At 71.3% G+C, this 26564-nt stretch carries 22 protein-coding genes; 10 read left to right on the top strand and 12 right to left on the bottom strand.

Annotation, left to right across the window (positions count from 1 at the left end; translation table 11 throughout):
- Window positions 1-40: 40 nt before the first annotated feature.
- Both D474_RS0117670 and D474_RS0117665 read right to left on the bottom strand, forming a co-directional pair.
- Entirely contained in the window at window positions 41-2086 is a 2046-nt protein-coding gene (locus D474_RS0117670) for a thioredoxin domain-containing protein (RefSeq protein WP_017614865.1), read from the bottom strand.
- 285 nt (window positions 2087-2371) lie between these two features.
- Complete coding sequence (locus D474_RS0117665; protein WP_026118585.1) at window positions 2372-3370, bottom strand: LacI family DNA-binding transcriptional regulator; 999 nt, start codon at window positions 3368-3370, stop codon at window positions 2372-2374.
- Between the two features lie 83 nt (window positions 3371-3453).
- Between D474_RS0117665 and D474_RS0117660 the strand changes: the two genes are divergently transcribed.
- Both D474_RS0117660 and add read left to right on the top strand, forming a co-directional pair.
- Window positions 3454-4416 (top strand): nucleoside hydrolase, encoded by a 963-nt coding sequence (locus D474_RS0117660; protein WP_017614863.1) that lies wholly within the window; start codon window positions 3454-3456, stop codon window positions 4414-4416.
- Window positions 4413-5402: an adenosine deaminase gene (gene add / locus D474_RS0117655; RefSeq protein ID WP_204367124.1), complete on the top strand. Its 990-nt coding sequence runs from the start codon at window positions 4413-4415 to the stop codon at window positions 5400-5402. The genes D474_RS0117660 and add overlap by 4 nt, the downstream gene beginning before the upstream one ends.
- Before the next feature lie 151 nt (window positions 5403-5553).
- Here add and D474_RS32775 read toward each other — a convergent pair whose 3' ends face one another.
- Together D474_RS32775 and mca are read right to left on the bottom strand one after the other, a co-directional pair.
- Window positions 5554-5886, bottom strand: a complete 333-nt coding sequence (locus D474_RS32775; protein WP_017614861.1) for a hypothetical protein — start codon at window positions 5884-5886, stop codon at window positions 5554-5556.
- On the bottom strand, window positions 5883-6761 hold the full coding sequence (gene mca, locus D474_RS0117645) for a mycothiol conjugate amidase Mca (protein ID WP_017614860.1): 879 nt from the start codon (window positions 6759-6761) through the stop codon (window positions 5883-5885). Before mca ends, D474_RS32775 begins: the two co-directional genes overlap by 4 nt.
- Window positions 6762-6920: 159 nt before the next feature.
- On the opposite strand from mca, the gene D474_RS0117640 reads away from it, so the two are divergent.
- Both D474_RS0117640 and greA read left to right on the top strand, forming a co-directional pair.
- The gene (locus tag D474_RS0117640) at window positions 6921-7361 is read left to right on the top strand and encodes a DUF4307 domain-containing protein (protein ID WP_017614859.1); all 441 of its coding nucleotides are present in this window, start codon (window positions 6921-6923) and stop codon (window positions 7359-7361) included.
- Window positions 7362-7508: 147 nt separating this feature from the next.
- Complete coding sequence (gene greA / locus D474_RS0117635; RefSeq protein WP_017614858.1) at window positions 7509-8009, top strand: transcription elongation factor GreA; 501 nt, start codon at window positions 7509-7511, stop codon at window positions 8007-8009.
- A 91-nt stretch (window positions 8010-8100) separates the two neighbouring features.
- On the opposite strand, the gene D474_RS0117630 is transcribed toward greA, so the two are convergent.
- Together D474_RS0117630 and D474_RS0117625 are read right to left on the bottom strand one after the other, a co-directional pair.
- Entirely contained in the window at window positions 8101-9405 is a 1305-nt protein-coding gene (locus D474_RS0117630; RefSeq protein WP_017614857.1) for a hypothetical protein, read from the bottom strand.
- A gap of 323 nt (window positions 9406-9728) precedes the next feature.
- Entirely contained in the window at window positions 9729-10883 is a 1155-nt protein-coding gene (locus tag D474_RS0117625; RefSeq protein ID WP_040703851.1) for an FIST signal transduction protein, read from the bottom strand.
- 135 nt (window positions 10884-11018) lie between these two features.
- On the opposite strand from D474_RS0117625, the gene D474_RS0117620 reads away from it, so the two are divergent.
- Together D474_RS0117620 and D474_RS0117615 are read left to right on the top strand one after the other, a co-directional pair.
- A complete protein-coding gene (locus D474_RS0117620) occupies window positions 11019-12479 on the top strand; it encodes a sigma 54-interacting transcriptional regulator (RefSeq protein ID WP_017614855.1) in 1461 nt (486 codons plus the stop codon).
- A gap of 173 nt (window positions 12480-12652) precedes the next feature.
- The gene (locus tag D474_RS0117615) at window positions 12653-13771 is read left to right on the top strand and encodes a VWA domain-containing protein (RefSeq protein ID WP_040703847.1); all 1119 of its coding nucleotides are present in this window, start codon (window positions 12653-12655) and stop codon (window positions 13769-13771) included.
- 145 nt (window positions 13772-13916) lie between these two features.
- On the opposite strand, the gene D474_RS0117610 is transcribed toward D474_RS0117615, so the two are convergent.
- The 3 genes from D474_RS0117610 to D474_RS0117600 form a co-directional block, all read right to left on the bottom strand.
- Window positions 13917-15062: a cystathionine gamma-synthase gene (locus tag D474_RS0117610; RefSeq protein WP_017614854.1), complete on the bottom strand. Its 1146-nt coding sequence runs from the start codon at window positions 15060-15062 to the stop codon at window positions 13917-13919.
- A gap of 89 nt (window positions 15063-15151) precedes the next feature.
- Window positions 15152-15868, bottom strand: coding sequence for an acyltransferase (locus tag D474_RS0117605; RefSeq protein WP_017614853.1), 717 nt, complete (start codon window positions 15866-15868; stop codon window positions 15152-15154).
- 218 nt (window positions 15869-16086) lie between these two features.
- Window positions 16087-17466: a cystathionine beta-synthase gene (locus D474_RS0117600; protein WP_017614852.1), complete on the bottom strand. Its 1380-nt coding sequence runs from the start codon at window positions 17464-17466 to the stop codon at window positions 16087-16089.
- A 346-nt stretch (window positions 17467-17812) separates the two neighbouring features.
- Here D474_RS0117600 and D474_RS0117595 point away from each other — a divergent pair, with 346 nt between their 5' ends.
- From D474_RS0117595 to D474_RS0117585, 3 genes are all read left to right on the top strand, one after another.
- Window positions 17813-18841 (top strand): SGNH/GDSL hydrolase family protein, encoded by a 1029-nt coding sequence (locus D474_RS0117595; protein WP_017614851.1) that lies wholly within the window; start codon window positions 17813-17815, stop codon window positions 18839-18841.
- A 108-nt stretch (window positions 18842-18949) separates the two neighbouring features.
- A complete protein-coding gene (locus D474_RS0117590; protein WP_017614850.1) occupies window positions 18950-20170 on the top strand; it encodes an acetyl-CoA C-acetyltransferase in 1221 nt (406 codons plus the stop codon).
- 234 nt (window positions 20171-20404) lie between these two features.
- Complete coding sequence (locus tag D474_RS0117585; RefSeq protein WP_017614849.1) at window positions 20405-20656, top strand: DUF4287 domain-containing protein; 252 nt, start codon at window positions 20405-20407, stop codon at window positions 20654-20656.
- 110 nt (window positions 20657-20766) lie between these two features.
- Here the strand turns inward: D474_RS0117585 and D474_RS0117580 are convergent, their stop codons facing one another.
- The 3 genes from D474_RS0117580 to pruA all read right to left on the bottom strand — a co-directional run bounded on the left by D474_RS0117580 (window position 20767) and on the right by pruA (window position 24575).
- The gene (locus tag D474_RS0117580) at window positions 20767-21636 is read right to left on the bottom strand and encodes a Bax inhibitor-1/YccA family protein (protein ID WP_026118581.1); all 870 of its coding nucleotides are present in this window, start codon (window positions 21634-21636) and stop codon (window positions 20767-20769) included.
- A gap of 200 nt (window positions 21637-21836) precedes the next feature.
- Window positions 21837-22763 (bottom strand): proline dehydrogenase family protein, encoded by a 927-nt coding sequence (locus D474_RS0117575; protein ID WP_026118580.1) that lies wholly within the window; start codon window positions 22761-22763, stop codon window positions 21837-21839.
- Between the two features lie 186 nt (window positions 22764-22949).
- Entirely contained in the window at window positions 22950-24575 is a 1626-nt protein-coding gene (gene pruA / locus D474_RS0117570) for an L-glutamate gamma-semialdehyde dehydrogenase (protein WP_017614846.1), read from the bottom strand.
- A gap of 140 nt (window positions 24576-24715) precedes the next feature.
- Between pruA and D474_RS0117565 the strand changes: the two genes are divergently transcribed.
- Window positions 24716-26548 (top strand): helix-turn-helix domain-containing protein, encoded by a 1833-nt coding sequence (locus tag D474_RS0117565; protein ID WP_017614845.1) that lies wholly within the window; start codon window positions 24716-24718, stop codon window positions 26546-26548.
- Window positions 26549-26564: the final 16 nt, after the last annotated feature.

The following is a 26564-nucleotide window of genomic DNA, read 5'->3' as shown; positions in this document are numbered from 1 at the left end:
CCGGGGCGGAACACACGTGGGCGCCGCCCCGACCCGGCACTCACCCGAACTGGGCGCGCAGGTCCTCGACGGTGGTGACCGGGAGCTTGCAGGTGAAGCCCTCGCACACGTAGGCGGTGGCCCGCCCCTCGGTCGTCCCCCGCCCAGTCAGCAGCGGGACCCCGCCGTCCTCGGAACCGTCGCCGCGGGTGAGCACGGTGCCCAGGGGCGCGCTCTCCAGGGTGGCCCGCACCAGCTCGGCCACGGCCGGGTCGTCCGGGGCGCCGACCACCGCGACCGCACGAGGGCCGCTGAGCAGAGCCTCCCCGGTCGCCAGACCCCAGCCGGCGAAGCGCGGGGCCTTCTCCGACAGGAGCGAGACCGGCGCCAACGCGGTCTCGGCGGAGCGGCGGTGGCGCTCGGAACCGGTCAGCGCAGCGTACGCCAGCAGTGCGGAGGCGGCGGCGCTGCGGCCGGACGGGGTCACGTTGTCGGTGGGGTCCTGAGGCCGGGCGAAGAGCTCCTCGGCGTCGTCGGCGGTGTCGTAGAAACCGCCCTCGCCGTTGCCGAAGCGCTCCAGCACCGTCTCGAGCAGCCCGCCGGCCGCGTGCGCGTAGCGGGCCTCACCGGTGACGCCGTGCAGCACGAGCAGGCCCTCGGCGACATCGGCGTAGTCCTCCAGCACCCCGGCGCTGTGCCCGGCGCGGCCGTCGCGGGAGGTGCGCAGCAGGCGACCGTCGCGCAGGTGCACCCGCAGCAGCAGGTCGGCGCAGTCCTGGGCGGCCTCGATCAGATCGGGCCGGTCCAGGAGCACACCCGCCTCGGCCAGGGCGGAGACCGCCAACCCGTTCCAGGCGGCCACGACCTTGTCGTCGCGGGCGGGTGCGGGACGGGTGGCACGGGCGGCGAAGAGGGTCTCGCGCACCCGCTGGTACCGCCACGGGTCCGCGGGGGTATCGGGCAGCTGCAGCACCGAAGTGCCGTGCTCGAAGGTGCCCTCCTCGGTGACGGCGAAGACCTCCGCGGCGTAGGCAGCGTCCTCGTCCTCCAGCAGCTCCCGGAACTGTGCGGGGGTCCACACGTAGAAGGCGCCCTCCTGGGACGTGCCGTCGGCGCCGGGACTGTCGGCGTCCAGGGCGGAGGCGAACCCGCCCTCCTGGGTGCGCAGCTCGCGCAGCATCCAGTCGGCGGTCTCCTCGGCCACGCGGCGCAGGAGCTTGTGGGTGTCGGCCTCGGCCAGGTCGGTTCCTGCCGGGCGGCGGGACATTCGAACGTACGCGCGCAGGAGCTGGGCGTTGTCGTACAGCATCTTCTCGAAGTGCGGCACGACCCACTCGCGGTCCACGGAGTAGCGTGCGAAACCGCCTCCGAGCTGGTCGTACATGCCGCCGCGGGCCATGGCCTCAGCGGTTCCGGACGCCATGAGCCAGGACGGGGCGGGTTCCTGCGCGGCCTGCAGGGGCCCGGTGCGCTCGGCCTGCGCGGTCAGGAAGGACAGGAGCATCGACGGTGGGAACTTGGGTGCGTCGCCGAACCCGCCGTGCGCCTGGTCGTAGTCGCGCACCAGGGCCCGCACGGCCAGGTCGAGCGTCTCGGCGCCGGGCGCGGAGGCCTCCGGCAGGGTGCGGGGGGCGCCGAGGGCGTCCACGACCCGCTTGCCCTGGTCGAGGAGCTGGTCGCGCTGGTCCCGCCAGGCGTTGGTCACACCCTGCAGCAGGCGCTGGAAGTGGTCGCGCGGAAAGTACGTGCCGCAGTAGAATGGCGCTCCCTCGGGGGTGGCGAAGACCGTCATGGGCCATCCACCATGGCCGGTCATGGCCTGGGTGGCCTCCATGTAGACCGCATCGACGTCGGGGCGTTCCTCGCGGTCGACCTTGATGTTGACGAACATCGAGTTCATGAGGCCGGCGGTGGTGTCGTCCTCGAAGGACTCGTGGGCCATCACGTGGCACCAGTGGCACGCGGAGTAACCCACGGAGATCAGCACGGGCACGTCCCTGCGGCGGGCCTCGGCGAAGGCCTCATCGCACCAGGGCCACCAGTCGACCGGGTTGTCGGCGTGCTGCAACAGGTAGGGGCTGGTCGCGTCGCTCAGTCGGTTCGCCATGCCCCCAACTGTGCCTGACCACGGCCGCGCGGGTGAACCGGACCGCGCACGCACCCCGGGCCGCCCTGCCTGGAAACCTGGTACACGACCTGCGGATCACTCGAGTGAGTATGATCGATGTGCGCCCCTGGGGCCGCGTGGCGTCGGACGTGATCATCGACGGGACACAGGTCAGCCCTGCTCGTGGGCCCGTGCCTGCTGTTGCGACCGCCCGGTCTCCAGGTGTCGCTGCACGAGCGCTTCGACCCCGGCGACATCGCGCCGCTCGATCGCCTCGCACAGCAGTCATCCCGAACAACCGCAGCTGCGGCGCACAACCAATGAGGCGGCGGCGTGCGGTTCGGGTGAGCGGGGAGCGTCGTCGATCAGCAGACGGACCGCGCGCTCCGCCATCGCTCGCAGGGGCTGTTCGGTGACGGTGAGAGCGGGAGCGGTGTAGGCGCTGTCGGGGGTGCCGTCGAGACTGATGAGAGCGAGCTGGTCGGGCACGGAGAGTCCGGCAGCGTCGGCCCCGGCGAGGACACCGATGGCCTGTTCGTCAGTGGCGGTGACCACGGCCGGAGGCATGGCGTCCTGGGCGGTGAGGCGCTGGGTCAATTCGGCCGCCGCCGCTCGCGTGTAGTCGCAGCGCAGCAGCCGCGCGTCGGTACCGGCGACAGCGCCCTCCCAGGCGTGGCGGCGCCGGCCCACGGGGCCCACGTCGTGGCTGCCGGTGAGGAAGGCGGCCTGCGTGTGGCCGTGGGAACGCAGGTGGGCGAGAGCATCGTGGACAGCGGCGTCGTTGTCGGCGGCCACCACCGGTGAGCGCGCGCTCTCGGGCTGGTTGTGGACGTAGACGGCGGGGACGCCGGCTGCCTCGGCCTGGGCCGCGACATCGGGACCGCCGTCGGCGGAGACGATGATGAGCCCGTCGACCTGGGCCGCGAGGAAGCGTTCGACCACGTGCTCCTGGCGATCGGCGGAGAAGCCGGCGTTGCCGATCAGTGTGAGCTTGTCGCGCTCGCCCAAGGCCTCCTCGACATGCCGCGCCAGGGAACCGAAGAACGGGTTGGACGCGTCGGCGAGGACCAGGCCCATCACGCCGGTGGTGTGCGAGCGCAGGGCGCGGGCGATGCGGTTGGGGCGGTAGTTCAGCTCCGCCGCCGCGGCCAGCACCCGCTCCCGGGTCTCGGGGGCCACCGGGCGCGGCCCGTTGTTCATCACATAGCTGACCACCGCCGTCGAGGCTCCCGCCCTGCGGGCCACGTCCGTCAGTGTCACTGCCTTGCCTGCTCGCTTCGCCATAGGTCTTGCATTCTGCCATCTAAACGTTTAGAAACGGGGTCCGGATCTCCCGGATCATCAACCGTCCTGATAGGAGCACGGCTGTGCCGACTCGTCCTCTGATCATCGACACCGACACCGGATCCGACGACGCGGTGGCACTGCTGCTCGCAACGGCCGGCGGCCTGAGCGATGTCCGGGCCGTGACCACGGTGGCAGGGAATGTTCCGGTGGCCACCAGCACTCGCAACGCACTGATCTCCCTCGAGACCACCGGCCACACCGGCGTCCCCGTGCACCCGGGTTGCGAACGCCCGATGATGCGGAGCCTCACCAGCGCGCAGCACGTGCACGGCGAGGACGGCATGGGCGACACCGGCCTCCCCGACCCGACACAGTCACCCGAGCCCACCCACGCGATCGATGCACTGCTCACCTACCCGCGCGAACACCCCGGTGAGCTGACCCTGGTCACCCTTGCACCGCTCACGAACATCGCCGCCGCCCTGCTTCGCGATCCACAGCTGTTCACCCGTTACCGGCACGTCTACTGCATGGCGGGCGCCGCCGACACCTGCGGGAACATCTCACCAACGGCCGAGTTCAACGCCTGGGCCGACCCCGAAGCCGCCCGGATCGTCGCCCGGGCCGCCACCCCGGAGAAGGTGACGTGGGTCGGCTGGGACGTCTCCCGCAAGGACGCCGTCATGACGCCGGCCGACCAGCAACACCTTCAGCAACTGGGTACGCCCCTCGCCACCTTCGTTCACCGCATCAACCGCACCGTCGGTGACTGGGCCCGGGACGTCACCGGTCTGGCCGGCTACGACCTGCCCGACCCGGTCACCATGGCCGTCGCCCTCGATCCCGGCCTCATCACCGAGTACGAAGAGGCCCACGTGGACGTCGCCGTCGGAGAGGAGGCACGCGGCCAGATGATCATCGACCGCCGCGTGTCCGCCCCAACGCCCAACATGACCCTGGTCCGCCGTGTGGACGAGGCCGGTTTCAAACGACTCCTCTTCGACACCGTCACCTCGCCGGCCCCCGCTACCGATGCCCGGTGAGCTGGAAACCACCGATGAACAACCTCACCGATACACCCCGCTCACGCTACGAACTCCACTGCCACCTGGACGGATCCGTACGTCCCGGCACGGTCGCCGACCTCGCCCGCGAACAAGGCATCACGCTCGACCGGCCCGTCGAGGACCTGGTCGTCGCCCCGGCCGACTGCGGAAGCCTCACCACGTTCCTGAGCTACATCGACATCCCCCTGCAGGTCCTGCAGACCCCCGAAGCCCTCACCCGGGTCGCCCGCGAACTCGTCGAGGACTGGAGTGCCGACGGCGTCGTCCACGGCGAAGTACGTTTCGCCCCACAACTGCACGGGCGCTACGGCACGACCCTTGACGAGGCCGTGCAGGCGGTCGCCGACGGCCTGCACGCCGGGCGTGAGGCGACCGGGGTGCACACGGGACTGCTGTTGTGCTGCCTTCGACACCAGACGGCCGACGAGAGCCTCGCCGTCGCGGAGGCCGCCCTGCGCAACCGCGAGCAGGTCGCCGGACTCGACCTTGCCGGCGACGAGAACCTGTTCACCGCCCGGAGGCATCAGGCCGCCTTCGGTCTCGCCCACAGTGCCGGACTCCCCTGCACGGTGCACGCGGGTGAAGCCGCCGGACCGGAGAGCGTGTGGGAAGCGATCGACGTGCTCGGCGCCCACCGCATCGGCCACGGCGTCCGCTGCCACTCCGATGCCGCCCTCCTCGACCGCCTGCGCACCGACCGCATCGCCCTGGAGATGTGTCCGACCAGCAACGTGCAGACCGGCGCCGTGCCCAGTCTCCGCGACCACCCCGCAACCCGACTGCTCGCCGACGGGCTACCGGTCACCATCAGCACCGACACCCGCACCACGTCCGCCACGAGCCTCCGGTGCGAGTTCGACGCGCTGCGGCTCAGCGCCTCATGGGGCCCCGGACACGAGGCACGGGTGCAGGAACACGCGGCCCGAGCGGCCTTCGCCTCCCCCTTCCGTGCCACGCACTAGAGACAGGCACACACGGTTCGCCACGACGAGCACAGCGTGGTCGGACCGTTCACCACCGCCCCGGAGAACCGTGAGCACACCCCGCGGCACACGACGGGGCCGCCCGCTCCCGCCTACGGGAGGGACGGCCCCGTGGTGCCGTGGGGCGGTCTCAGCGGTCCGCGGAACCGGTGTCGTCGCCGTCCGTGCGGCCCCCGGTGTCGGTGTCCCCGTCGGCGGAGGCCTCGGCGGCCGCGCTCCGGGCAGCGCCGTCGACCGGCACTGTCTGTCCGGCCTTCTCGTCGCGCCGCGCGGTCAGCACTTCGTCCGAGTCACGCACGTGGGTGAGCTTGCCGGTCATGCTGCGCATGAGGAAGTACAACCCCAGGGCGATCGCGAAGATGACCAGGAAGCCGAGGACCCCCGGGGTCACCAGGTCGGTGTTCAGCTCGGTGGTGTCGGCCAGCACCGTCGCCGACGTGGGAAGGCTCTGCATACCGTTCATGCTCTCACCCCTTCTCGCACACCTGCGAAGAGGTCCTTCTCAGGGACCTCGGTGTCCACGATCGACCGCACCAGGTGGTAGTCCTCCGTGGGCCAGGCCTCGGCGACGACCTCGTTGGGCACCGCGAACCAGAACCCGTTCGGGTCGACCTGGGTGGCGTGGGCGCGCAGGGCGTCGTGCGCGGTGTCGAAGTGCTCGCTGCAGTGCACTCGCGTGGTGATCTCCCAGCGGGGGCGGTCGCGGTCGCGGATCCGCTTCATCCAGCCCTCGAAGGGGTTCTCGAGCCCCCGGGCGCTCAAGGTCGCGGCAAGGGCCTCGAACCGCTCCGGCGGGAAGGACACGAAGTAGTACAGCTTGAGGGGCTGCCAGGGGTCGCCCAGGCCCGGATAGGCGTCCGGGTCGCCGGCGGTGTCGAAAGCGTGCATCGAGACCTTGTGGGCCATGATGTGGTCCGGGTGCGGGTACCCGCCGTTCTCGTCGTAGGTGAGGATCACGTGCGGGCGGAAGCGGCGGATCGACTCCACCAGGGGCGCAGCTCCCTCCTCGACGGGCAGGGTCGCGAAGCAGCCGTCCGGCAGCGGGGGCAGCGGGTCGCCCTCGGGCAGACCGGAGTCGACGAAGCCGGCGAACTCCTGGTGGACGCCCAGGATCTCCCGGGCGCGGTCCATCTCCGCCTTGCGGATCTCGGCGATGTTCTCGCGGATCTCGGGGCGCTCCATCGCGGGGTTGAGGATGTCGCCGCGTTCGCCACCGGTCATGGTGACGACGAGCACCTCGGCCCCCTCGTCGACGTAGCGGGCCATGGTGGCCGCACCCTTGCTGGACTCGTCATCGGGATGGGCATGAACGGCCATCAGCCGCAACGGCTCGGACAACGGAGCATTCTCCTTGACTCGGTGATCGTTCGACGCGGCGCGCCGACCTCCGGCTACCCGGCGCAGCGCGGCTTGGACGACTCACGCCCGGGGCGCGTAGGGGGGCTCTCAGGTCGGGGATATCTTAGACAACACCGTCCCCTTGTTCGGAGATTCCCGATGCAGCCGACCCCGGAAGAAGACGCCGTGAACAGTGCCGAATCCACGGCCGCGACCCCGGCCGATCCCGACCGCGTGCTGCGCAAGCGCCACGGCAACGGGCCTCTCTTCTTCGTCATCGGCACGATCTTCGCGATCGCCACGAGCATCGGGTGGGGCTACTCGGTGATGAGTTACTCGGGTCTGAGCGGCAGCGTCTACCACCAGGTGGTCTCCTACGACGCCGGGTCCGCCGACGAGGCGAGCATCACCTTCGAGGTCAACAGCCGGGACGGTGCGGAGTGCCTCATCACGGCGCTGGACGAGCAGCACGTCGAGGTCGGTCAGGAGCGGTTGGAGGTCGAGGAAGGGAACCGCATGGCCACCACGACCGTTGAGACGATTCGACAGGCATCCACGGTAGAGATCGCCTCGTGCAGGGAACAAGGTTCGCAGGACTGATCCACCCCGGACGAGCCGTTCCCCCGTCCGGCACCGGCGTCGTGGGTGAACACGCGGGACACCGTGCGCAAGTGCGCACGGTGATATTCTCGTAAGTTCAGCTCTGGCCGCCTGGTGGCCTTTGCTACGAGTACACAAGGAGTTCCAGTGACCCAGACCCGCGATGACAACGTCACCTGGCTGACTCAGGAGGCGTATGACCGGCTCAAGTCGGAGCTGGACCACCTGTCGGGTAGTGGGCGCGTCGAGATCGCGGAGAAGATCGAGGCCGCTCGCGAGGAGGGCGACCTGAAGGAGAACGGCGGTTACCACGCCGCCAAGGAGGAGCAGGGCAAGATGGAGGCCCGCATCCTCCAGCTCACCGAGATCCTGCGCACCGCGAAGGTCGGCGAGGCGCCGCGCACCGAGGGTGTGGTCGGCCCCGGCATGACCGTGACGGTGAAGTTCGCCGGCGACGACGAGGAGATCACCTTCCTTCTCGCCTCCCGTGAGGAGAGCGGCGCTCCGATAGACGTGTACTCGCCCAATTCCCCGCTGGGCGCGGCCATCAACGGCAAGCGTGTGGGCGAAGAGGTCAACTACCCGCTGCCCAACGGCAAGACCCTCGGCGTGGAGATCATCGACGCGGTCCCCTACACCGGCGTCTGATCACACCGCAACGACGACGGGGGCAGGTCCGGAGCGGACCCGCCCCCGTCGTCGTGTGCGCGGGCGCGGCGTACGACATCGGGACGCGGCCTCAGCGCCTCTCCGCCGAGCACTCCGGTACATCGCCCGCCCCGTCGGCGAAGGCGCCCGGAACGTAGTGGCCGTCCCCGATGCGGTACCAGGTGTCCCCGGTTCCGTGGGGGCCGGAGGCGTCGTCCCCGGTGAGAGAGCAGTGCACGTCGACGACGGCCTTCGGCGCGGCCAGGCCGACACTGTGGTGCTCGGCACCGGGCCCCTCGCGCACGACCACGGGTTCGCTGTTGGACTCGGTCATGATCTCTGCGCGGTGGGCGTGATCATCGGTCCACAGGTAATCGACCTCGACCCAGCCGTTGGTGGGCATCTGCAGCCCTTGGTCGAAGGCGCCGTCGGCGAGGTCGATGCCGGCCGGGTTGGCGACCTGTCGTCCGAACCCGTCCAGGCCGTCGTTGTGGCCCTCGGCGTAGGCGGCCTGGGCCTGGGGGCGGCCGTGGTCGAGGTCCTCCCAGGACTCGCGGTCCTCGTTCCAGTGGTCGTCGGCGATGTTCCAGGGGCCCACGTCCCAGACAGGGACGTAGACGCAACGCCGGTCGTGGGTCTCGGTGTCACCCTCGGCGTCGGGGCCGAACTCTCCGGTGGAGCAGACCCGGACGGTGTACTCGCCGCCCCCGCGGTTGGCGAGGCCGCGGCGCGAGGGCAGAGCGGCGAAGTGGTCGTCGGTGGCGATGACGTGCCCGTTGGCGGTGGTCTCGCCCTCCAGGCCGATGCGGGTGGCGAAGAGGCGGGCGGAGAAGGGTTCGGGGCCTGAGGGGTCGTCGAGCTCCCCGCGTCCGTCGTCGTCGCGGTGGTCGGCACCGGTGGCGGGCAGGGGGCGCAGGCCTAGGCCGGTCAGGGCGCTGTCGGTGCCTTCGACCTCGACGCGTACCTGGACCTCGTCGATGTCGCGCGGCAGGACGACTCGACCTCCGCCCTCGGGGACGGTGCGCCACTCGGTCCACATGCCGTCGCCGCGCACACCGCGTGCCTCTGCGCGAAGGTCGGCGGGATCGCCCTCGATGCCGAGGCGCACGTCGAGGCTGTCGGTCGACTCGTCCAGGGGGTGGCCCGGGAAGACAGCGATGCCGTGCGGGGCGGCGGTGTCGTCGCGCTTCAGGGAGGCCCCCTCGTCGCGGGCGGCCTCGCCCTCCTGAACCCTGAGCGCGGACTCGTCCCCGGTGAGCCCGATGAGGTCTCCGGAGCTGAGGTCGAGCCGTTCCTCGTCGGCGTGGGCGGTGGCGAGGGCGAGCGGGGCCGGCGGGGCCGCGAGCCCCAGGGCCGTGAGGGCGCGGACGTGGCGGCCGCTCCGACGGTCGGACATGGAAACCTTCCCCAGGAATGCACAGAGTGACGAGTTTGATCACTCACAGTAAGCATTGCGGTGAAGACCCACTCAAGGAACGAACGTCGGGTGTCGTCGATGGCGGGGTAAAAGTCCGGATCCGCGGCCGGAGCGGAGATCGGGGCACCGGGAGTCCTGCGGCTCTTGCCCTGAGATGGTGGTCGACGGGTGGAGATGTGAGGGCGTCGAGGGGCGAGGGGCACAGGTCCCGGGCACAGGTCCCGGGCACAGGTCGGGGACGGCCGGGGCCAGGCCGACTGCAGGGTCCGGGGCGGGGATCGGATCGGTCCGCGGGGCGGGCCTCAGGGCGCGAAGGCCAGCAGGCAGGCCGTGAAGGTGTGCACGTGGTTGACCCCGCCGACCGGCCCGATCTCCCCCGCGGCGAAGAACCCGGCGACCGCGCCGTCGCCCAGGGCCCTGCGCACGGCGAGCGGGTCGTGGTCGGGGTGCGGGAACATCGCCTCCCCGCGACCGTTGCACGAGAACAGCAGGCCCGCACCCATCCGGTGGTGTTCGCCGAACTCCGCCAGGCGCTCCGCGAGGTCCTCGTCCGCGGTCCCGGCGTCACGCACCTGGAAGCGCACGGTCTGGCCCACCTCAACCATGTCGCCGATGGTGAGCGCCCCGGTGTCGGGCTCGGCCCCGGCCAGCGTCCGCACCAAGAAGTCGCCCTGGCCGTGCTGATCGGCGTACTCGTCCATCGCCACTCCGACGTGCAGGCCCCGTGCGGCCAGGAGGCGGTCCTCCTCCGACAGCGACTCCACGAGCTCCTCGAGCTTCTCGTAGGCGCTGGTCCCGGCCAGTTCCAGTAGCACGTTCCCCTCGGCCTTGGTGGCGGTCATGTTCTGGCCGATGGGGCGGCAACCCTGGCTCACCACGGTGCCCAGAACCCCGTCGCCGCCGAGCAGGACCCCGATCGCCCCGTTCTCCGCGACCTCGCCGTCGCAGAACAGGCGCACCGACTCCTCTCCGCGCATACCGTCCGCCATACCGCCCACGACCGGGAGCCCGTCGAGCGCCTCGGTGGTCTCGCGCACGAACGCCTGGGTGGGGAACTCGTAGGGGTTGGCGAGCATGATCGCGACCCGGTCGGTGGGGTCGGGCTCGCGCATACCGACCACGGCCAGGTGGTCGCCCTCCACGACGGTGTCCAGCCGGAACGGTGTCAGGCCCACGTCGGGCAGGCTCGCGCACCAGACACTGACCGCGCCCTGTCCCTCGACCCCGCGGCCGCCGCCGATGACACCCGTGGCGGAGCAGCCCAGGGCTGTGGCGTCACCGGCCAGCTCCATGACCCGCTTGCCCGCGAGGGTGACCTCCTCGGGGTCGGATCCGGAGACGAAGAAGCACACCAGGTCAACGGGGCCCTCGACCTGTTCCAGAGCGCCCGTGGCGGCGCGTTCGGCCGCGTTCACGAGGTCGGCCCCCGTCGTCAGTGCATCGCCGAACCGAGCCACCTGCTGACACCCCCGTCTCCCACCGGCCCCTCGGCCGGCCACCGGATCCACGTCCTCGTCCATTCTTCCACCCTGCCGCGTTCCCGACATGTCTTCGGAGATCGTTCTGCCGGCGGGGGCCGATAGGTTCGAAGGGTGAGTGATGTTGCACCCCCCACGAACGGCCCCTCATCGTACGGCTCCCCCACGGCCGTCCCCCACGGGCGGCCCCGCACCCTCGACGCCCTGCGCGCCTCCGGCCATGTCAGGCGCCCGGTAGCGGCGGAGGTACGCGAGAACCTGGTCCGGCACACGGCCGAGGGCACCCCGCGCTTCCCCGGGGTGCACGGGTTCGACGACACAGTCCTCCCGGCGCTGGAACGGGCGCTGCTGGCCGGACACGACGTGGTACTGCTCGGCGAGCGCGGCCAGGGCAAGAGCCGGTTGTTGCGCAGCCTTCCGGGGTTGTTGGACGAGTGGATCCCCGTCGTGGAGGGCTGCCCGGTCAACGATCACCCCTACGCCCCGGTGTGCCCGCCCTGTCTGCACCGGGCCGAGACCGAGGGCGGGGAACTGCCGGTCGGGTGGCTGCACCGGTCCCGCCGGTTCACCGAGAAGCTCGCCACCCCCGACACCGGCGTGGCCGAGCTCGTGGGCGACGTGGACCCGGTGCGGTTGGCAGAGGGTCGTTCCCTCGGTGACCCGGAGACGCTGCACCACGGGTTGGTGCCGCGCGCCAACCGGGGCGTGTTCTGCCTGAACGAGCTGCCCGACCTGGCCCCGCGTGTGCAGGTGGCGCTCTTCGACGTCCTGGAGGAACGCGGTGTGCAGGTGCGCGGTTACGACCTGCGCCTGGACCTGGACCTGCTCCTGGTGGCCAGTGCCAACCCGGAGGACTACACGAGCCGGGGGCGGATCGTCACCCCGCTCAAGGACCGTTTCGGCTCACAGGTGCGCACGCACTACCCGGTACGGGACGCCGACGAGATCGCGCTGATCCGCCAGGAGGCCGACCTTCCCGACAGCACGTCCGTACCCGGGCACCTGCTCGCGGCCGTCGCCCGATTCACGCACCTGGTGCGCCGGCACAAGAAGGTCGACCCGCGTTCGGGGGTCTCGGTGCGGTTCTCCGTCCCGGCCGCGGAGACGAGGGCGGCCTCCGCCCTCCGCCGGGCCGCCGTGACCGGGGAGGAGGCGCCGGTGGCTCGCGTGTGCGACCTGCCGTCGGTGGTCGAGCCCGTGCTCGGCAAGGTCGAGTTCGAGCTCGGGGCCGAGGAGGAGGGCGCCGATCTGCTGCACGCGCTGCTGAGGCGGGCCGTCTCCGAGGTGTACCGGGAACGCCTGGGCCACCTGGACCTGGAGCCCCTGACCTCGCGCTTCACCGGGGGCGCGACCGTGGAGTCCGGTGACCTGGTGGGTGCCGGGGCGCTGCTGGAAGCGGTCGGTCACATTCAGGGGCTGGCGACGATGATCGAGGCGGCAGCGCCCGAGGCGGAGGACGGTCCTCCCTGGCCGGGGTTGGCCGCCGCAGTGGTGGAGCTGGCTCTGGAGGGCCTTTACCTGGAACGGCGGCTGTCGAAGGACACGCACCCCGAGGGCGGGACCTACCGGTTCTGAACGTACGGGGTCCGAGGGTGTCCGTACGCGGCGTGCAAGGGGGACCGGGGCCCTGTGGCGGTGTTGCTCCGGGAGTGCCCCGGATGCACGAAAGGCACGGTCCGGACGGTTCGTCCACGCCCCGGGAGGGGATCACAGGACCGGACGACCCCCCGAGCACAGAGGCGGTGCGTGTGAGGTTCCGCTACCGGGAGTACCTGGGCGGCCCCGATCCCTTGGCCGAGCCCGACCCCCCTCCCGAGGAGGCCGTGGCCGCCTCGCGTGAGCTGCTCTCCCTGGTGGAGGCGGCGGAGGTGGACGATGCGGCCGACCGCGAGGCGCTGTCGGAGGTGGAGAAGGCGCTGTCCCGCTACGGCGGGGGCGACCGGTTGGCCGTGTCGGACGTGGATCCGCGGCTGCTGGCGCGGTTGCTGGGCCCGGAAGGACGGGCGGCGGTCGACCGGTGGGACGCGGCCGACCACGCGCTGTCCCCGCGGGAACTGAGGCGCTTGGCCGACGTGGCACTGCGCGAGACGGAGGAAGCGCGGCGCGCACGCGGTTCCGGCTCCCACCGGGGTGGTGTTGGCCCGGCCGGTGAAGCCGACGGGACCACACGGGCCGCGGCGCCCGGAAGCATCGTGGACGCGGTGGCGACGGTGCGGGCGGCGACCCTGCGCAGGGCCGAGGGCCGAGGGCCGGACGAGGCCCTGCGCTCGGAGGACCTGCGCGCGGCCGGCACCGAGCCTTCCGGGGCGTCGGCGGTCTCGCTCCTGGTCGACCTCTCGCACTCGATGGCCACGCGCGGTCTGCATGAGACGGCGACCCGCACGGCGCTGGCCTTGCACTCGCTGGTCGGGTCCCAGTACCCGGAGGACCGGCTCCAGCTGGTCGGCTTCGGCGAGGTGGCGCGGGAGATGAGCCCCGGGTCGCTGGTCGCGCACGGGTGGGGCCGGGTTCCCGGTACCAACCTGCAGGAGGCGCTGCGGCTGGCGCGCGGGCACATGAAACGCAACCCGGACCTGCACCGGCACGTCATGGTCGTCACGGACGGGGAGCCGACCGCGCACACCGGGGCCGACGGCGACCCCCGGTTCTCGTGGCCGGCCGGCCCGCGCACGGTCGAGGCGACGGTCGGGGAGTTGGACGCGGCGCTGCGCGAGGGCGCGGAGGTGACCTTGTTCCTGCTCGCCGACGACCCCCGGTTGCAGGCCTTCGCCGAGTTGGTCGGACGGCGGCGGGGCGTGCGCGTGGTGCGCACCGGAGGCAGGGACCTGGGCCCGGCGGTACTGGACCGGTTCCACGCCGGCCGTTGACGCGCCGGGGTGCTCCCCGGCACTCCGGCGGCCCGGACCCGACCCACGGCCCCGGCGTACGGTCACGCGCGGACCCGGCCACGCTCCGTGTGACGTACCAACGCCGCCGAGCACGCCACACGGAGCGGACCCCGGACCTCCGGCGTCAGCCCTCCAGGGCCCCGAGCACGTCGGCGACCAGGTCGTCGGCGGACTCGATACCGACCGACAGGCGCACCAGGTCGGAGGGCACCTCCAGGGCAGAGCCCGCGGTCGAGGCGTGGGTCATCCGACCGGGGTGCTCGATCAGCGACTCCACCCCGCCCAGCGACTCACCCAGTGTGAAGATGCGCGTGCGCTCGCACAGGTCCAGCGCGGCCTTCTCCCCGCCCTCGACGGCGAAGGAGACCATGCCGCCGAAGGAACGCATCTGCCGCTCGGCGACCTTGTGCCCCGGGTGCGAGTCCAGCCCGGGGTAGTAGACCTTGCGCACCGACGCGTGCCCCTCCAGGGCCTCGACGATCCGCTCGGCGTTGGCGCTGTGGCGGTCCATGCGCACCCCGAGGGTCTTGGCGCCGCGCAGCGTCAGCCAGGAGTCGAACGGGCCGGGGATCGCGCCCATCGTGTTCTGGTGGAAAGCCAGCCGCTCGCCGAGCCCGTCGTCGGAGACCACGAGCGCTCCCCCGACCACGTCCGAGTGCCCGCCCAGGTACTTGGTGGTCGAGTGCACGACCGCGTCCGCGCCCAGGGACAGCGGCTGCTGCAGGTAGGGCGAGGCGAAGGTGTTGTCGACCACGTGCAGGGCACCGCCGTCGTGCGCGATCTGCGCGACCGCCTCGACGTCGGTGATGTTGAGCAGCGGGTTCGTGGGCGTCTCGGTCCACACGACCTTTGTCTCCGGTCGCATCGCCGCGCGCACGGCCTCGGGGTCGGACTGGTCGACCGCGTCCCAGCTCACGCCCCAGCGCTCCACGACCTTGGAGACCAGGCGGAACGTGCCCCCGTAGGCGTCGCCGGGGATGATCATGTGGTCGCCGGGCGAGAGGACCGTGCGCATGAGGGTGTCCTCGGCGGCCATGCCGGAGGCGAACGCCAGGCCGCGGCGCCCGTTCTCCAACGCGACCAGGCACTCCTCCAGCGCCGAGCGCGTGGGGTTGCCCGTGCGCGAGTACTCGTAGCCCTGGCGCAGACCGCCCACGCCGTCCTGGGCGTAGGTGCTGGTCTGGTGGATCGGGACCACAACGGACCCGGTGCCCTCGTCCGGCTCCTGGCCCGCGTGGATGGCCAGCGTCTCAAACCCGTCGAACTTCATGGCTCAACACTAGCGCCCCCAGGCCTGGCCGGACCCCGCGTTCACCAGGTCGGTCCCGGAATGCGGACGCCCCGCCCCCGCCCGGGGAGCTACGTCGGCGGGAAGCGGGTGGCCGAACCGGGGTCGGGCGGATCGGCGGGTGCTTCGGGCGGCAGACCCGCGGACGGGGTGGGCACCCGGGTGGGGGTCCCTGCCTCCTTCAGCGGAGGGTCCCAGCCGAACTCGTCGTCGTAGGTGCGCACGACCTTGCCGGGGATCCCCGCGATGACGCTGTGGTCGGCGTAGGTGCCCGGCCGTACGACGGTCCCGGCAGCCACGACGCAGTTGCGGCCCAGGTGCACGCCGGGCAGCACCACCGAGTTCGCACCCAACCACGTGCCCGGGCCGATGCTGACAGGGTCGTCGACGGGCCACTGCAGTCCGATGGGCACGTCGGTGTTGGCGTAGGCGTGGTTCTGGTCGGTGATGTAGACGTAGGGCCCGGTGTAGACGTGGTCGCCGATGTCCACCGAACGGTGGGCCACCACGTGCGAACCCCGTCCTATCGCGCACCCGGAGCCGATGCGCACCACGGTCTCCGCTCCCAGGTCGTAGTCGGGGCCCATGCCGGCGGCCAGGGTGATGTCGCCGCCGAGGACGGTGTGCGTCCCGATCTCGATCCAGGGCTCCCCGTACAGGGTCGCTGTGGGGAAGGCGATCGCCGAACCCTCGCCGAAACGCGCGAACCGGCGTGCGGCACGGGTGTCCGAGCGGATCTCGGCGCTGGTCCGTGCATACGACCAGAGGGTGCGAATGATCCACGACATCAGTCTCCGCACGCCGGCCCCCTTGAGCTACCCGCAAGTAATACCGTCGCGAACATTAGCAGTCGTACGAGTATGCGACGCTTCGTCACGTTCTGCGACGGCGGGGGGCCGAATCCGGTTCGGTTCTACGCGGCGCCCCTCCCCCACCTGCACGGACGTACGAGAGCCCCCGCCACGTCCGCGGGACATGCGGACCGTGTGCGGGGGCCGGGGCCGCGTCAGGTGTCGGACATGTGCGCGAGCAGGTCCTGGCGGGTCAGGATCCCCACCGGCTTGCCGTCGCGCAGCACCACGAGCGCGCCCGCGGTGCGCAGCAGGCGCACGCAGTCGCTGACCGGCTCACCCGTACCGACCGTGGGCAGCGGGCGGCCCATGTGCGCCTCGACCGGGTCGTCGAGCTGGGCGCGCCCGTCGAAGAGCGCGTCGAGCACGTCGCGTTCGGCGATGGAACCGACCACCTCGGCCGCCATGACCGGGGGCTCCTCCTTCATCACCGGGAGCTGGGAGACGCCGTACTCGCGCATGATCCCCACAGCGGTCCCGACCGTCTCGTCGGGGTGGGTGTGCACGAAGTCGGGCAGCTCGCCGTACTTGGCACCGAGCACGTCCCCGGCCGTGGACTCCTCGGTGTGCGCGGACAGGAACCCGTAGTCGGCCATCCACTCGTCGTTGAAGATCTTGCCGAGGTACCCGCGCCCACCGTCGGGCAGCATCACCACGATGATGTCGTCGGGGCCGGCGTCCTTGGCGACCTCAAGCGCCGCCTCCACGGCCAGGCCGCAGGAACCGCCCACCAGGAGCGCCTCCTCCTTGGCCAGGCGGCGGGTCATGAGGAAGGAGTTCTTGTCGCTGACGGCCACGATCCGGTCGCACACCGAGGTGTCGTAGGTGCCCGGCCAGATGTCCTCGCCGACGCCCTCCACCAGGTAAGGGCGGCCCGAACCACCGGAGTAGACCGAACCCTCGGGGTCGGCCCCGACGATCTGCACGCGCCCGTCGGAGATCTCCTTGAGGTAGCGCCCGGTGCCGCTGATGGTGCCGCCGGTGCCGATGCCCGAGACGAAGTGCGTGAGGCGCCCGTCGGTCTGCTCCCAGATCTCCGGCCCGGTCGCGTGGTAGTGCGACTCGGGGTTGCTCGTGTTCTCGTACTGGTTCGGCTTCCAGGCGCCGGGGATCTCCGTGGCCAGGCGGTCCGAGACCGAGTAGTAGGAGTCGGGGTGGTCGGGCGCCACCGTCGTCGGGCAGACCACGACCTCGGCGCCGTACGCCCGCAGCACCGAGAGCTTGTCCGGACCGACCTTGTCGGGGCACACGAACACGCAGCGGTACCCCTTCTCCTGCGCGATCATGGCCAGTCCGATACCGGTGTTGCCGGACGTCGGTTCGACGATGGTGCCGCCGGGCTGCAGCTCGCCGCTCTTCTCGGCCGCCTCGACCATGCGCAGCGCGATGCGGTCCTTCACCGAACCGCCCGGGTTGAAGTACTCGACCTTGGCCAGAATCGTCGGCGCGTCCGGGCCCAGGGCCTGGGTGACCTTCTTCAGGCGGACGAGCGGGGTGTCCCCGACCAGGTCGATCAGTGAATCGTGTACCCGCACTTGGCTGCTCCCTCGCGTCGTTGCGTCGTGGCGGCCGGATCCCGGTCCGCCGTCGGCCGGGTGCTCCCGGGACCCGTCGGTCGACAGCAGTCCCCACACCCTCCACGGGCCGGTCCGGCCCATACGAACTCTAGGTGACCTCGGCACCGGCGGGCTCTCGTGCGGATCACGGACCACTCTCGCCCGATATTCACCTCGTTGTGCCTGTACGCCGGACTCGACTGGCGGCGGGGCCGCAGTTGTGTACCCCGCCAGTTCGTGACGCCGCCGTTCACCGACGGTAACCTCGGAGGCGACCGGCCCGCCGCGGGCACGGCGGGCTCCACGACTCTCCGGGAGTGCCCCCATGCTCCGTGCCGCGCGCGCACGCCGCATCGCAGCCGCCACCGCGTTCGGCGGGGGCGGCCTCACACTGGTCGGGGGCGGCACGGTCGCCCTCCTGCACCTCCAGGCCAGACTCGCCCGCAACGCCATCGGCCGCACGCAGTGGGACCGCCCGGAGGCCGACGGCGTGCACGGCCGGGGCGAGGGCCCTCCGCTCGACATGCTCATGGCGGGCGACTCCACCGCGGCCGGCTTCGCCGTCGAGAAGGCCTCCCAGACACCCGGCGTGATGCTGGCCCGCGGCCTCTCCGCCGCCGCCGAACGCCCCGTCCGCCTGCGCTGCACCGCCGTGCCGGGCGCGACCTCGGCCTCCCTGGAACAGCAGCTGGAACGCGCCGGGGCGCACGACAGCCTCAACCCCTACGACGTGGCCGTGGTCTTCATCGGCGCCAACGACGTCATCCGCCGCGTCAGCCCGAACGACGCCGTCTCCCACCTGCGTGCGGCCACCGGAGCCCTGGTGGGGGCCGGCACCCGCGTCGTTGTGGCCACCTGCCCGGACCTGGGGACGGTGCGCCCCATCGGGTGGCCCCTGCGTTCTGTTGCCCGGCGCGCCTCACGGCAGCTTGCGGCGGCGCAGACCATCGCGGTCACAGAAGCGGGCGGGCGCACGGTCTCCCTCAGCGACGTGCTCTCCGGGGAGTTCACGGCCGACCCCACCACCATGTTCGGCCCGGACCACTTCCACCCGTCGGCGGCCGGGTACGCGCAGGCCTCCTTCGCCGTGTTGCCATCGGTCTGCGCGGCCATGGGCCTGCTCCCCGAACCCGAGGGCACCCGGGGCGGCGGCGAGGGCCTGCTCCCTGCCGACCGTGCGGCGGTGGTGGCGGCCGAGACCGCGGGCACCGAGGTCTCCCCGATGGAGCCCACCGACGAGGAACTCCCCGTGCGCGGACGCTGGATCACCCGGGTGCGCCTGCCCTTCCGCCGCGCCTCCCGCAACACCCGGACCGAGGACTCGCCTACGCGGGCCCCGGGTGGCGCTCGATGACGTCCGGCGGGTTAACTGGTGAGTAACAAGTCATGCGACGGACCAGGCACGGCGCCCCGGGCCCCACCCGGTCCCCGCATCACGGCACCACCACAGAGGACGAAGAACATGCCCGAAGCAGTCATCGTCGCCACCGCGCGTTCCCCTATCGGCCGTGCCTTCAAGGGGTCGCTCAAGGACATCCGCCCCGACGACCTGACCACCCAGGTGGTCGGTGCCGCACTGGCCAAGGTCCCCCAGCTCGCCCCTGAGACCATCGACGACCTCATGCTCGGCTGCGGGCTCCCCGGCGGTGAGCAGGGCTTCAACATGGCCCGCATCATCGCCGTCCAGCTCGGTCTGGACTCCGTCCCGGGCACCACCGTCACCCGGTACTGCTCCTCGTCGCTGCAGACCACCCGCATGGCCTACCACGCCATCAAGGCGGGCGAGGGCGACGTGTTCGTCTCCGCCGGTGTGGAGACCGTGAGCCGTTTCGCGCACGGCAGCAGCGACAATCCCCAGAACGAGAACCCGGCCTTCGACGACGCCAAGGCCCGCACCGCCGCACGCGCCGAGGGCAACGCCGAGACCTGGACCGACCCGCGCGAGGACGGCAAGCTCCCCGACGCCTACATCGCGATGGGCCAGACGGCGGAGAACGTCGCCCAGATCACCGGCGTCTCCCGCGAGCGCCAGGACGAGTTCGCCGTCCGCTCGCAGAACCTCGCCGAGAAGTCGCTGGACAACGGCTTCTGGGAGCGCGAGATCACCCCGATCACCCTTCCTGACGGCAACGTTGCCACCACCGACGACGGCATCCGCCGCGGGACGACCTACGAGAAGGTCTCGCAGCTGCAGCCGGTGTTCCGCCCCGACGGCACCGTCACCGCCGGCAACGCCTGCCCGCTCAACGACGGCGCCTCCGCGGTCGTCATCATGAGCGACACCAAGGCCAAGCAGCTCGGCCTGACCCCGCTGGCGCGCATCGTCTCCACCGGTGTGACCGGCCTGAGCCCCGAGATCATGGGCCTGGGCCCGGTCGAGGCCTCCAAGCAGGCCCTTGCCCGCGCCAACATGTCCGCCGGCGACATCGACCTGGTCGAGATCAACGAGGCCTTCGCCGCGCAGGTTCTGCCCTCGGTCGACCAGCTCGGCCTCGACGTCGACTCCCAGCTCAACGTCAACGGCGGTGCCATCGCTGTGGGCCACCCGTTCGGCAGCACCGGCGCCCGCATCACCGGGACTCTGCTCAACGGTCTGCAGTTCCACGACAAGACGTTCGGCCTGGAGACCATGTGCGTGGGCGGCGGCCAGGGCATGGCCGCGGTCTTCGAGCGCCTCAACTGATCCGGGGGCGCCCCCGCGCGAGTGAGGGTCCGGCACCGCACGGTGCCGGACCCTCCTTCATGTGCGGCCTCGGTACCGCCCCCTCTCATCAGCCGCGGACGACGCGTAGCGGGACGAAACGGCACCTTCCACCCCCTCCGAGGTAAAAGCTGGTGACCAGGTCTTGTCCGAACCGTGATCCTGGGGCAGGGTCGCAGGTACGTGCCTGATCTCTACGCACTGCCGGAGGTGCCTATGCCGGGAACCCACTCGCCGGAGATCCACGCCAAACTCGTCGAACGCATCCCGACCGTCACCGGACGCGGACTCCACGAGTGGTTCGCCGCTCTCGACCGGGGCCCGGGCCTTCTCAAGCGCTCGGACCGATCGCACTGGCTCGCGGACGAGTACGAGCTGCCCCACTGGTACGCCCAGGCCATCGTCACCGAGTACGACCGCAGGCGCCGCGACAGGTCCATCCCGGCCCCCCGACCCGGGGCCGCCTGAGCCGCCGAACAGCACCCCCGCCGAAGACGAGAGGGGCCGCCCCGGCAGTTCCCGGGGACGGCCCCTCCGTTGTGCGCGGCAGGCCCTGGGAGCCCGCCGGCGGGTGACGACTACTCGTCGAACATCATCTTGATCATCCACAGGAGACGGAGGATCTCGATGTAGAGCCAGACCAGGGAGACGGTCAGGCCGAAGGCGAACTGCCAGGCGAACTTGTCGGGCACGCCCGCCTGGACGCCCTCCTCGATCCCCCGGAACTCGATGGCCAGTGTGCAGGCCGCGATGACAACGAACACCAGGCCGACGATGAGGCCGAGGGCGCTGGGCTCGCGCAGACCGAAGCCGCCGGGGATGAAGAAGCTCAGGAGGAAGTTGACCAGGATCAGCGCACCGGCGGCCAGCGCGGCGTAGGTCACGGTCTTGACGAAGCCGTCGGTGACCTTGATGATCCGGTACTTGTACAGCGCCAGCATCACACCGAAGACCGCGATCGTGGCCACGACCGCCTGGGTGATGAGGGATCCGTCACCGCCGGGGGCCAGGGACGCCGCGAGCGTGGCGGAGAGACCGCCGACGAGCAGCCCCTGGAGGGCGGAGTAGGCCAGGATCGCGGCCGGGCTGGTCATGTTCTTGAACGCGATGACCAGGCCGAGGACGAGACCGCCCAGCGCACCGACCATGGTCAGGCCCATGGCCAGGCCGGGGTTGCCCTGGAACGTGAAGTAGTTGACGACGGCCAGCAGGACCACGACGCCCAGCGACATGCCGGTGCGCACGACCACGTCGTCGATCGTCATGGGGGCGGTGCCGGCGGCCTGCGGGGGCGCGGCCGGGTAGCCCTGCTGGGGGTGACCCTGCTGGGGGTAGGGCTGGCCGTAACCGGGCTGGCCGTAACCCTGCTGGTAACCGGCTCCCTGAGCCTGCCCGGCGTGCTGCTCGAGCGCCCGCTTCACCGCGGGGTTGGAACTGCGCATTCGCATGTTCGGTTCAGGCCTTTCCTGCGTGGATTGCTGCCCACAAAGTAACGCACGGGCCCGTTCGCGAGTTCCGCCTCCCGGATCACCATCGGAACACGTGTCGTAGCCCGGTCCCGCTCACCTCGGCGCCCCGGGTCCTGTACCGGCGGACCCGGGGCGCGGATGCGGGACGCACATCAGCTGCAGGCGCGGGGGACGCCCCCTCAGCCGCGGGTGACGAGGGAGCGCGCGAGGAAGAGCACGTTGGCGGGGCGCTCGGCCAGGCGGCGCATGTAGTAACCGAACCACTCGGTGCCGTAGGGCACGTACACACGCATCGTCTTGCCCTCGGCGGCCAGACGGCTCTGTTCCTTGTCCCGGATCCCGAAGAGCATCTGGTACTCGTGGTCGCCCGCGGAGCGGCCCGCCGCAACGGCGAGCTCCCCGGCGATGGCGACCATGCGGGGGTCGTGCGAGGCGACCATGGGGTAGCCGTCACCCTCCATGAGCACCCGCAGGGCACGCACGTAGGCGCGGTCGACCTCGTGTTTGTCCCGGTAGGCGACCGAGGCCGGTTCGTCGTAGGCGCCCTTGCACAGGCGGACCCGCGACCCGGCCCCGCTCAGGTCACGGCAGTCGGCCACGGTGCGGTGCAGGTAAGCCTGCAGCACCGCTCCGACGAACGGGAAGTCCGTGCGCAGTTCGCGCAGGATCCCCAGCGTGGAGTCGACCGTGGTGTGGTCCTCCATATCGAGGGTCACGGTGGTGCCCGCGGCCTTGGCCGCCTCGGCGATACGCCGGGCGTTGTCCAGGGCGATGCGCTCGCCGTCGGCGCCGAGGAACTGGCCCACCGCCGAGAGCTTGACCGAGACCTCGGCGCGCTCGGCCAGGCCGCTGTCCCCGAGCGCCGCGAGCAGTTCCTCGTAGGCCCCGACGGTCGTTTCGGCCTGGGCCCGGTCGGTGGTGTCCTCACCGAGGAAGTCCAGGGTGACGTGGCGGTCCCGGGTCACATCGGCCACGGTCGGCAGGGCGCTCTCGAGATCGGCGCCGGCCACGAAGCGGTCGACCATCGCGCGGGTCATGGGCGTGCGCTCGACGACGGTGCGTGCGGTCTGCGACCGGGCGGCGAGCAGTAGGGGTGTACGAAGCATGGTGACCTCGAGGAAAGACGAGCGCGAGCCGAAGGGCGGCCGGCGCAACCGGTGGGACGGCGAATGTGTGTCCCGTGGATTCCAGAGGGGGGTGCCGGGCGGGCGCGCGGTCAGGGCTGCACGCCCGCCCGGGGCGGGGCGCCCCCTCAGGACGGACGAGGAGGCACAGGCCGGGCGGCCCGGGGCTCAGCCCTGGTGCGGGTAGGAGGAGGTAGTCGGAGCGACGAAGGTCTCCTTGATCGCACGCGGGCTGGCCCAGCGCGCCAGGTTCTGCGCCGACCCGGCCTTGTCGTTGGTACCGGAGGCGCGGGCTCCGCCGAAGGGCTGCTGGCCGACGATGGAACCGGTGGGCCGATCGTTGATGTAGAAGTTGCCCGCGGTGAAGCGCAGCGCCTCCTCGGCCTTGGCCACGGCGGCGCGGTCGCGCGCCAGGACGGCACCGGTCAGGGCGTAGGCCGAACCCTGGTCGACGGTCTCCAGGATCTCCTCGTACTTGGCGTCCTCGAAGACGTGCACGGCCACGATCGGGCCGAAGTACTCGGTGCGGAAGACGTCGTTGGAGGGGTCGCTGCCCTCGATGATCGTCGGGCGCACGAAGTAACCGACGGAGTCGTCGGCGGTGCCGCCCGCGACGACGTTCAGGGTCGGATCGTTCGCGGCGTCCTCCAGCACGCGGCTGAGCTTGTCGAACGAGCGGCGGTCGATGACGGCGCCGACGAAGTTCGACAGGTCCGAGACGTCACCCATGCGCAGGGCCTCGGTCTCGGCGATGAGGTCATCGCGCGTGCGCTCCCACACCGAGCGGGCGACGAACACCCGCGAGGCGGCCGAGCACTTCTGTCCCTGGTACTCGAACGCGCCGCGCACGATCGCGGTGCGCAGGACCTCCGGGTCGGCCGAGGAGTGGGCGACGATGAAGTCCTTGCCACCGGTCTCGCCGACGATGCGGGGGTAGGAGCGGTAGGAGGCGATGTTCTCGCCCACGCTCTTCCACAGGTGCTGGAATGTGCCCGTTGAACCGGTGAAGTGCACCCCGGCCAGGTCCGGGTCGTTCAGTGCGATGTCGGAGACGTCGCGCCCGTCACCGGTGACCATGTTGATGACGCCGGGCGGCATCCCGGCCTCCTCCAGCAGGCGCATGGTGAGCTCGGCGGCGAACTGCTGCGTCGGAGAGGGCTTCCACACCACGACGTTGCCCATGAGTGCAGGGGCGGTCGGCAGGTTGCCGGCGATGGCGGTGAAGTTGAACGGCGTGACCGCATAGACGAACCCCTCGAGCGGGCGCTGTTCCATGCGGTTCCACACGCCCTTGACGCTGAGCGGCTGCTGGGAGATCAGCTGCCGGGCGTAGGAGACGTTGAAGCGCCAGAAGTCGATGAGCTCGCAGGCTGCGTCGATCTCGGCCTGCTGGATCGTCTTGGACTGGCCGAGCATCGTGGCGGCGTTGATGGTCGCGCGCCAGGGGCCCGACAGCAGTTCGGCGGCGCGCAGGATGACGGCCGCGCGGTCGTCGAAGGACATCGCACGCCAGGCGGGGGCCGCCTTCTTGGCGGCTGCGACGGCGTCACGGGCGTCGTCGTGGGTGGCGTTGCGCATGGTGCCCAGGACGTGGGCGTGCTTGTGCGGCTGCACCACGTCGATGGGCTCGCCGCCGCCCATCCGGCTCTGCCCGTCGATGCGCATGGGCAGGTCGATGCTCTCCCGGCCGAGCTCGGCCAGCGCGGTCTCGAGCTCGGCACGCTCGGGGCTCCCGGGCGCGTACGTAAGGTTCGGCTCGTTCACCGGCACGGGCACGTCGGTCACGGCGTCCATGGGGCACCTCCCTGAAGGTTGTCCCTGTTCTCACAGGGGTCGATCTGCCGTCAGAATCTCAGAGTCCGGACTGCACGACCTTGTGGGCAGGGCCACTCTTTGCCGAACTTCTTTGTTCTGTAGGACAAAATGGAACGACCATGAACACAGAGGCCCCAGTTCCCCACCCCGACCGGCACCACACCACGGACGGCCCCGGCGGCCCCACACACCACAGCATCCACCCAGGACACAGCGGCACCGCACCCGAGGATCCACCGGGCCTGCCCCTGCGCCGGCTCCTGGTGTCCCTGGGTGATCCGGTCGTCGACGTGGCCGCGGCACCCGGCGGCCTCGATGTGCGGGTGGACAACGTCGTCATCGTCGACCCCGAGGACCGTGTGGAGGCGCGCCCCGGCGACCTCGTCCTGCTCATCGGCGCACGGGGCGGGGCCGCACGCCGACTCGTGCGGGCCCTGGCCGACCAGGGCGCCGCAGCGGTGGCGGTCAAGACCGGCGGGAACGGCGAGGAAGTACTGCCCCCTCCCCCGGGCGGGCGTGTTCGGCGGCCCGGCGGCGACGAACTGCGGGCCCTGCGCACCGAGGCGGAGGAGGCCGGTGTGGCCCTGCTGTCGGTGCGTTCGGAGGTGCGCTGGGACCAGTTGCAGGCAGTGTGCCGGACCATCGTCGACGACGCCCGCCTGACCAGCGCCGACGACCTCGCCGAGTCCAGCGGTGACCTGTTCTCCATGGCACAGACCATCGCCCAGCTGACCGGCGGCCTGGTCAGCATCGAGGACTCCGCGAGCCGTGTCCTGGCTTACTCGAGCGGCGCCGAGGTCGACGAACTACGCCGCCTGTCGGTACTGGGGCGCCGGGGCCCGGAGTCCTACCTGGCCCTGCTGCGCGAGTGGGGTGTTTTCGCCCGGCTGCGGTCGGGCGAGGAGGTCGTACGCATCGACGAGCACCCCGAGTTCGGCCTCCGGCGCCGCCTCGCGGTCGGGATCCACGCCGGCAACCAGCCCTTGGGCACGATCTGGGTGCAGGAGGGTGAGCATCCACTGACCGAACGCTCCGAGGAGGCCCTGCTCGGTGCCGCCCGCACCACGGCCCTGCAGATGATCCGCCAGCGCACGCGCACGAGTGCGGGCCTGCGGTTGCGCGAGGACCTGCTGTCCAGCCTCTTGGAGGGGCGCATCGACGCGGGCGCGCTCGCCGACACCGTCGAGGTGCGCTCGGACCGGGGAGCACTCGTGGTCGCCTTCTCCCTGACCCCCTCGGCATCGGCGGAGGCCCCGGCGGAGGAGCGCCCCGACCGGCCCGAGCGCGAGCTGCGCCGGCGCCGCCTCATAGACCTGGTGTCGGTGCACACGGCCGCCTACCGCCGCAGTTCACTGGTCACGGAGCTGGAGAGCCGGGTGTACGTACTGCTGCCCGACCTGGTTCCCGGGCGGGAGGGGTTGCGGGGGGTCGAGCAGTCGGTACTCTCACTGACCCGCAAGACGGTCGTGGCGGCTCGTTCGGCACTGGGGCTGCAGGTGCAGGCCGCCGTGGGGTCGCTGGTGGACCGGCTCGCGGAGGTGCCCGACTCCCGCGCGGAGGCCGACCGAGTACTGGACGCGATGCTGCGCGACCTGGACCGCGACACCGACTGGGAGGTGGCCACCATCTCCGACGTGCGTTCGCGGGTGCTCATCAGCGAGACCTTGGCACGCCTGCGCGAGGACCCCTCCCTGCGCGATCCCCGGGTGAACCGGCTGCTGGAGTACGACCGCGCGGGCGGGGCCGACCTGGTGCGTTCGCTGCTGACCTACCTGGAGGCCTTCGGGGACGCACGAGCGGCGGCCGAGCGCCTGCACATCCACCCCAACACCCTGCGCTACCGGGTGCGACGTGCGTCCTCGGTGAGCGGGATCGATCTGGGTGACCCTGGCGAGCGCCTGTTCACCCAGCTGCAGCTGCTCATGGAACAACAGGACCCCGACGCCTCCTGAACCGGGACGCCGGAGC

This window comes from Nocardiopsis salina YIM 90010 (assembly GCF_000341025.1).
In the GTDB taxonomy this organism is placed as follows: Bacteria; Actinomycetota; Actinomycetes; order Streptosporangiales; family Streptosporangiaceae; genus Nocardiopsis; species Nocardiopsis salina.
The sequence above is the reverse complement of the archived record's forward strand: the minus strand, read 5'-3'. Positions and strand labels throughout refer to the sequence as shown.

Bases quoted from the DNA above. Each gene is read 5' to 3' on its own strand.
- D474_RS0117630 (WP_017614857.1), bottom strand. From the start codon at position 9,405: ATGTCCGACCGTCGGAGCGGCCGCCACGTCCGCGCCCTCACGGCCCTG.
- D474_RS0117605 (WP_017614853.1), bottom strand. From the start codon at position 15,868: ATGTCGTGGATCATTCGCACCCTCTGGTCGTATGCACGGACCAGCGCC.
- D474_RS0117580 (WP_026118581.1), bottom strand. From the start codon at position 21,636: ATGCGAATGCGCAGTTCCAACCCCGCGGTGAAGCGGGCGCTCGAGCAG.
- D474_RS0117565 (WP_017614845.1), top strand. From the start codon at position 24,716: ATGAACACAGAGGCCCCAGTTCCCCACCCCGACCGGCACCACACCACG.
- D474_RS0117585 (WP_017614849.1), top strand. From the start codon at position 20,405: ATGCCGGGAACCCACTCGCCGGAGATCCACGCCAAACTCGTCGAACGC.
- D474_RS0117610 (WP_017614854.1), bottom strand. From the start codon at position 15,062: ATGAAGTTCGACGGGTTTGAGACGCTGGCCATCCACGCGGGCCAGGAG.
- D474_RS0117640 (WP_017614859.1), top strand. From the start codon at position 6,921: ATGCAGCCGACCCCGGAAGAAGACGCCGTGAACAGTGCCGAATCCACG.
- D474_RS0117670 (WP_017614865.1), bottom strand. From the start codon at position 2,086: ATGGCGAACCGACTGAGCGACGCGACCAGCCCCTACCTGTTGCAGCAC.
- D474_RS0117595 (WP_017614851.1), top strand. From the start codon at position 17,813: ATGCTCCGTGCCGCGCGCGCACGCCGCATCGCAGCCGCCACCGCGTTC.
- pruA (WP_017614846.1), bottom strand. From the start codon at position 24,575: ATGGACGCCGTGACCGACGTGCCCGTGCCGGTGAACGAGCCGAACCTT.
- D474_RS0117575 (WP_026118580.1), bottom strand. From the start codon at position 22,763: ATGCTTCGTACACCCCTACTGCTCGCCGCCCGGTCGCAGACCGCACGC.
- D474_RS0117665 (WP_026118585.1), bottom strand. From the start codon at position 3,370: ATGGCGAAGCGAGCAGGCAAGGCAGTGACACTGACGGACGTGGCCCGC.
- D474_RS0117590 (WP_017614850.1), top strand. From the start codon at position 18,950: ATGCCCGAAGCAGTCATCGTCGCCACCGCGCGTTCCCCTATCGGCCGT.
- D474_RS32775 (WP_017614861.1), bottom strand. From the start codon at position 5,886: ATGAACGGTATGCAGAGCCTTCCCACGTCGGCGACGGTGCTGGCCGAC.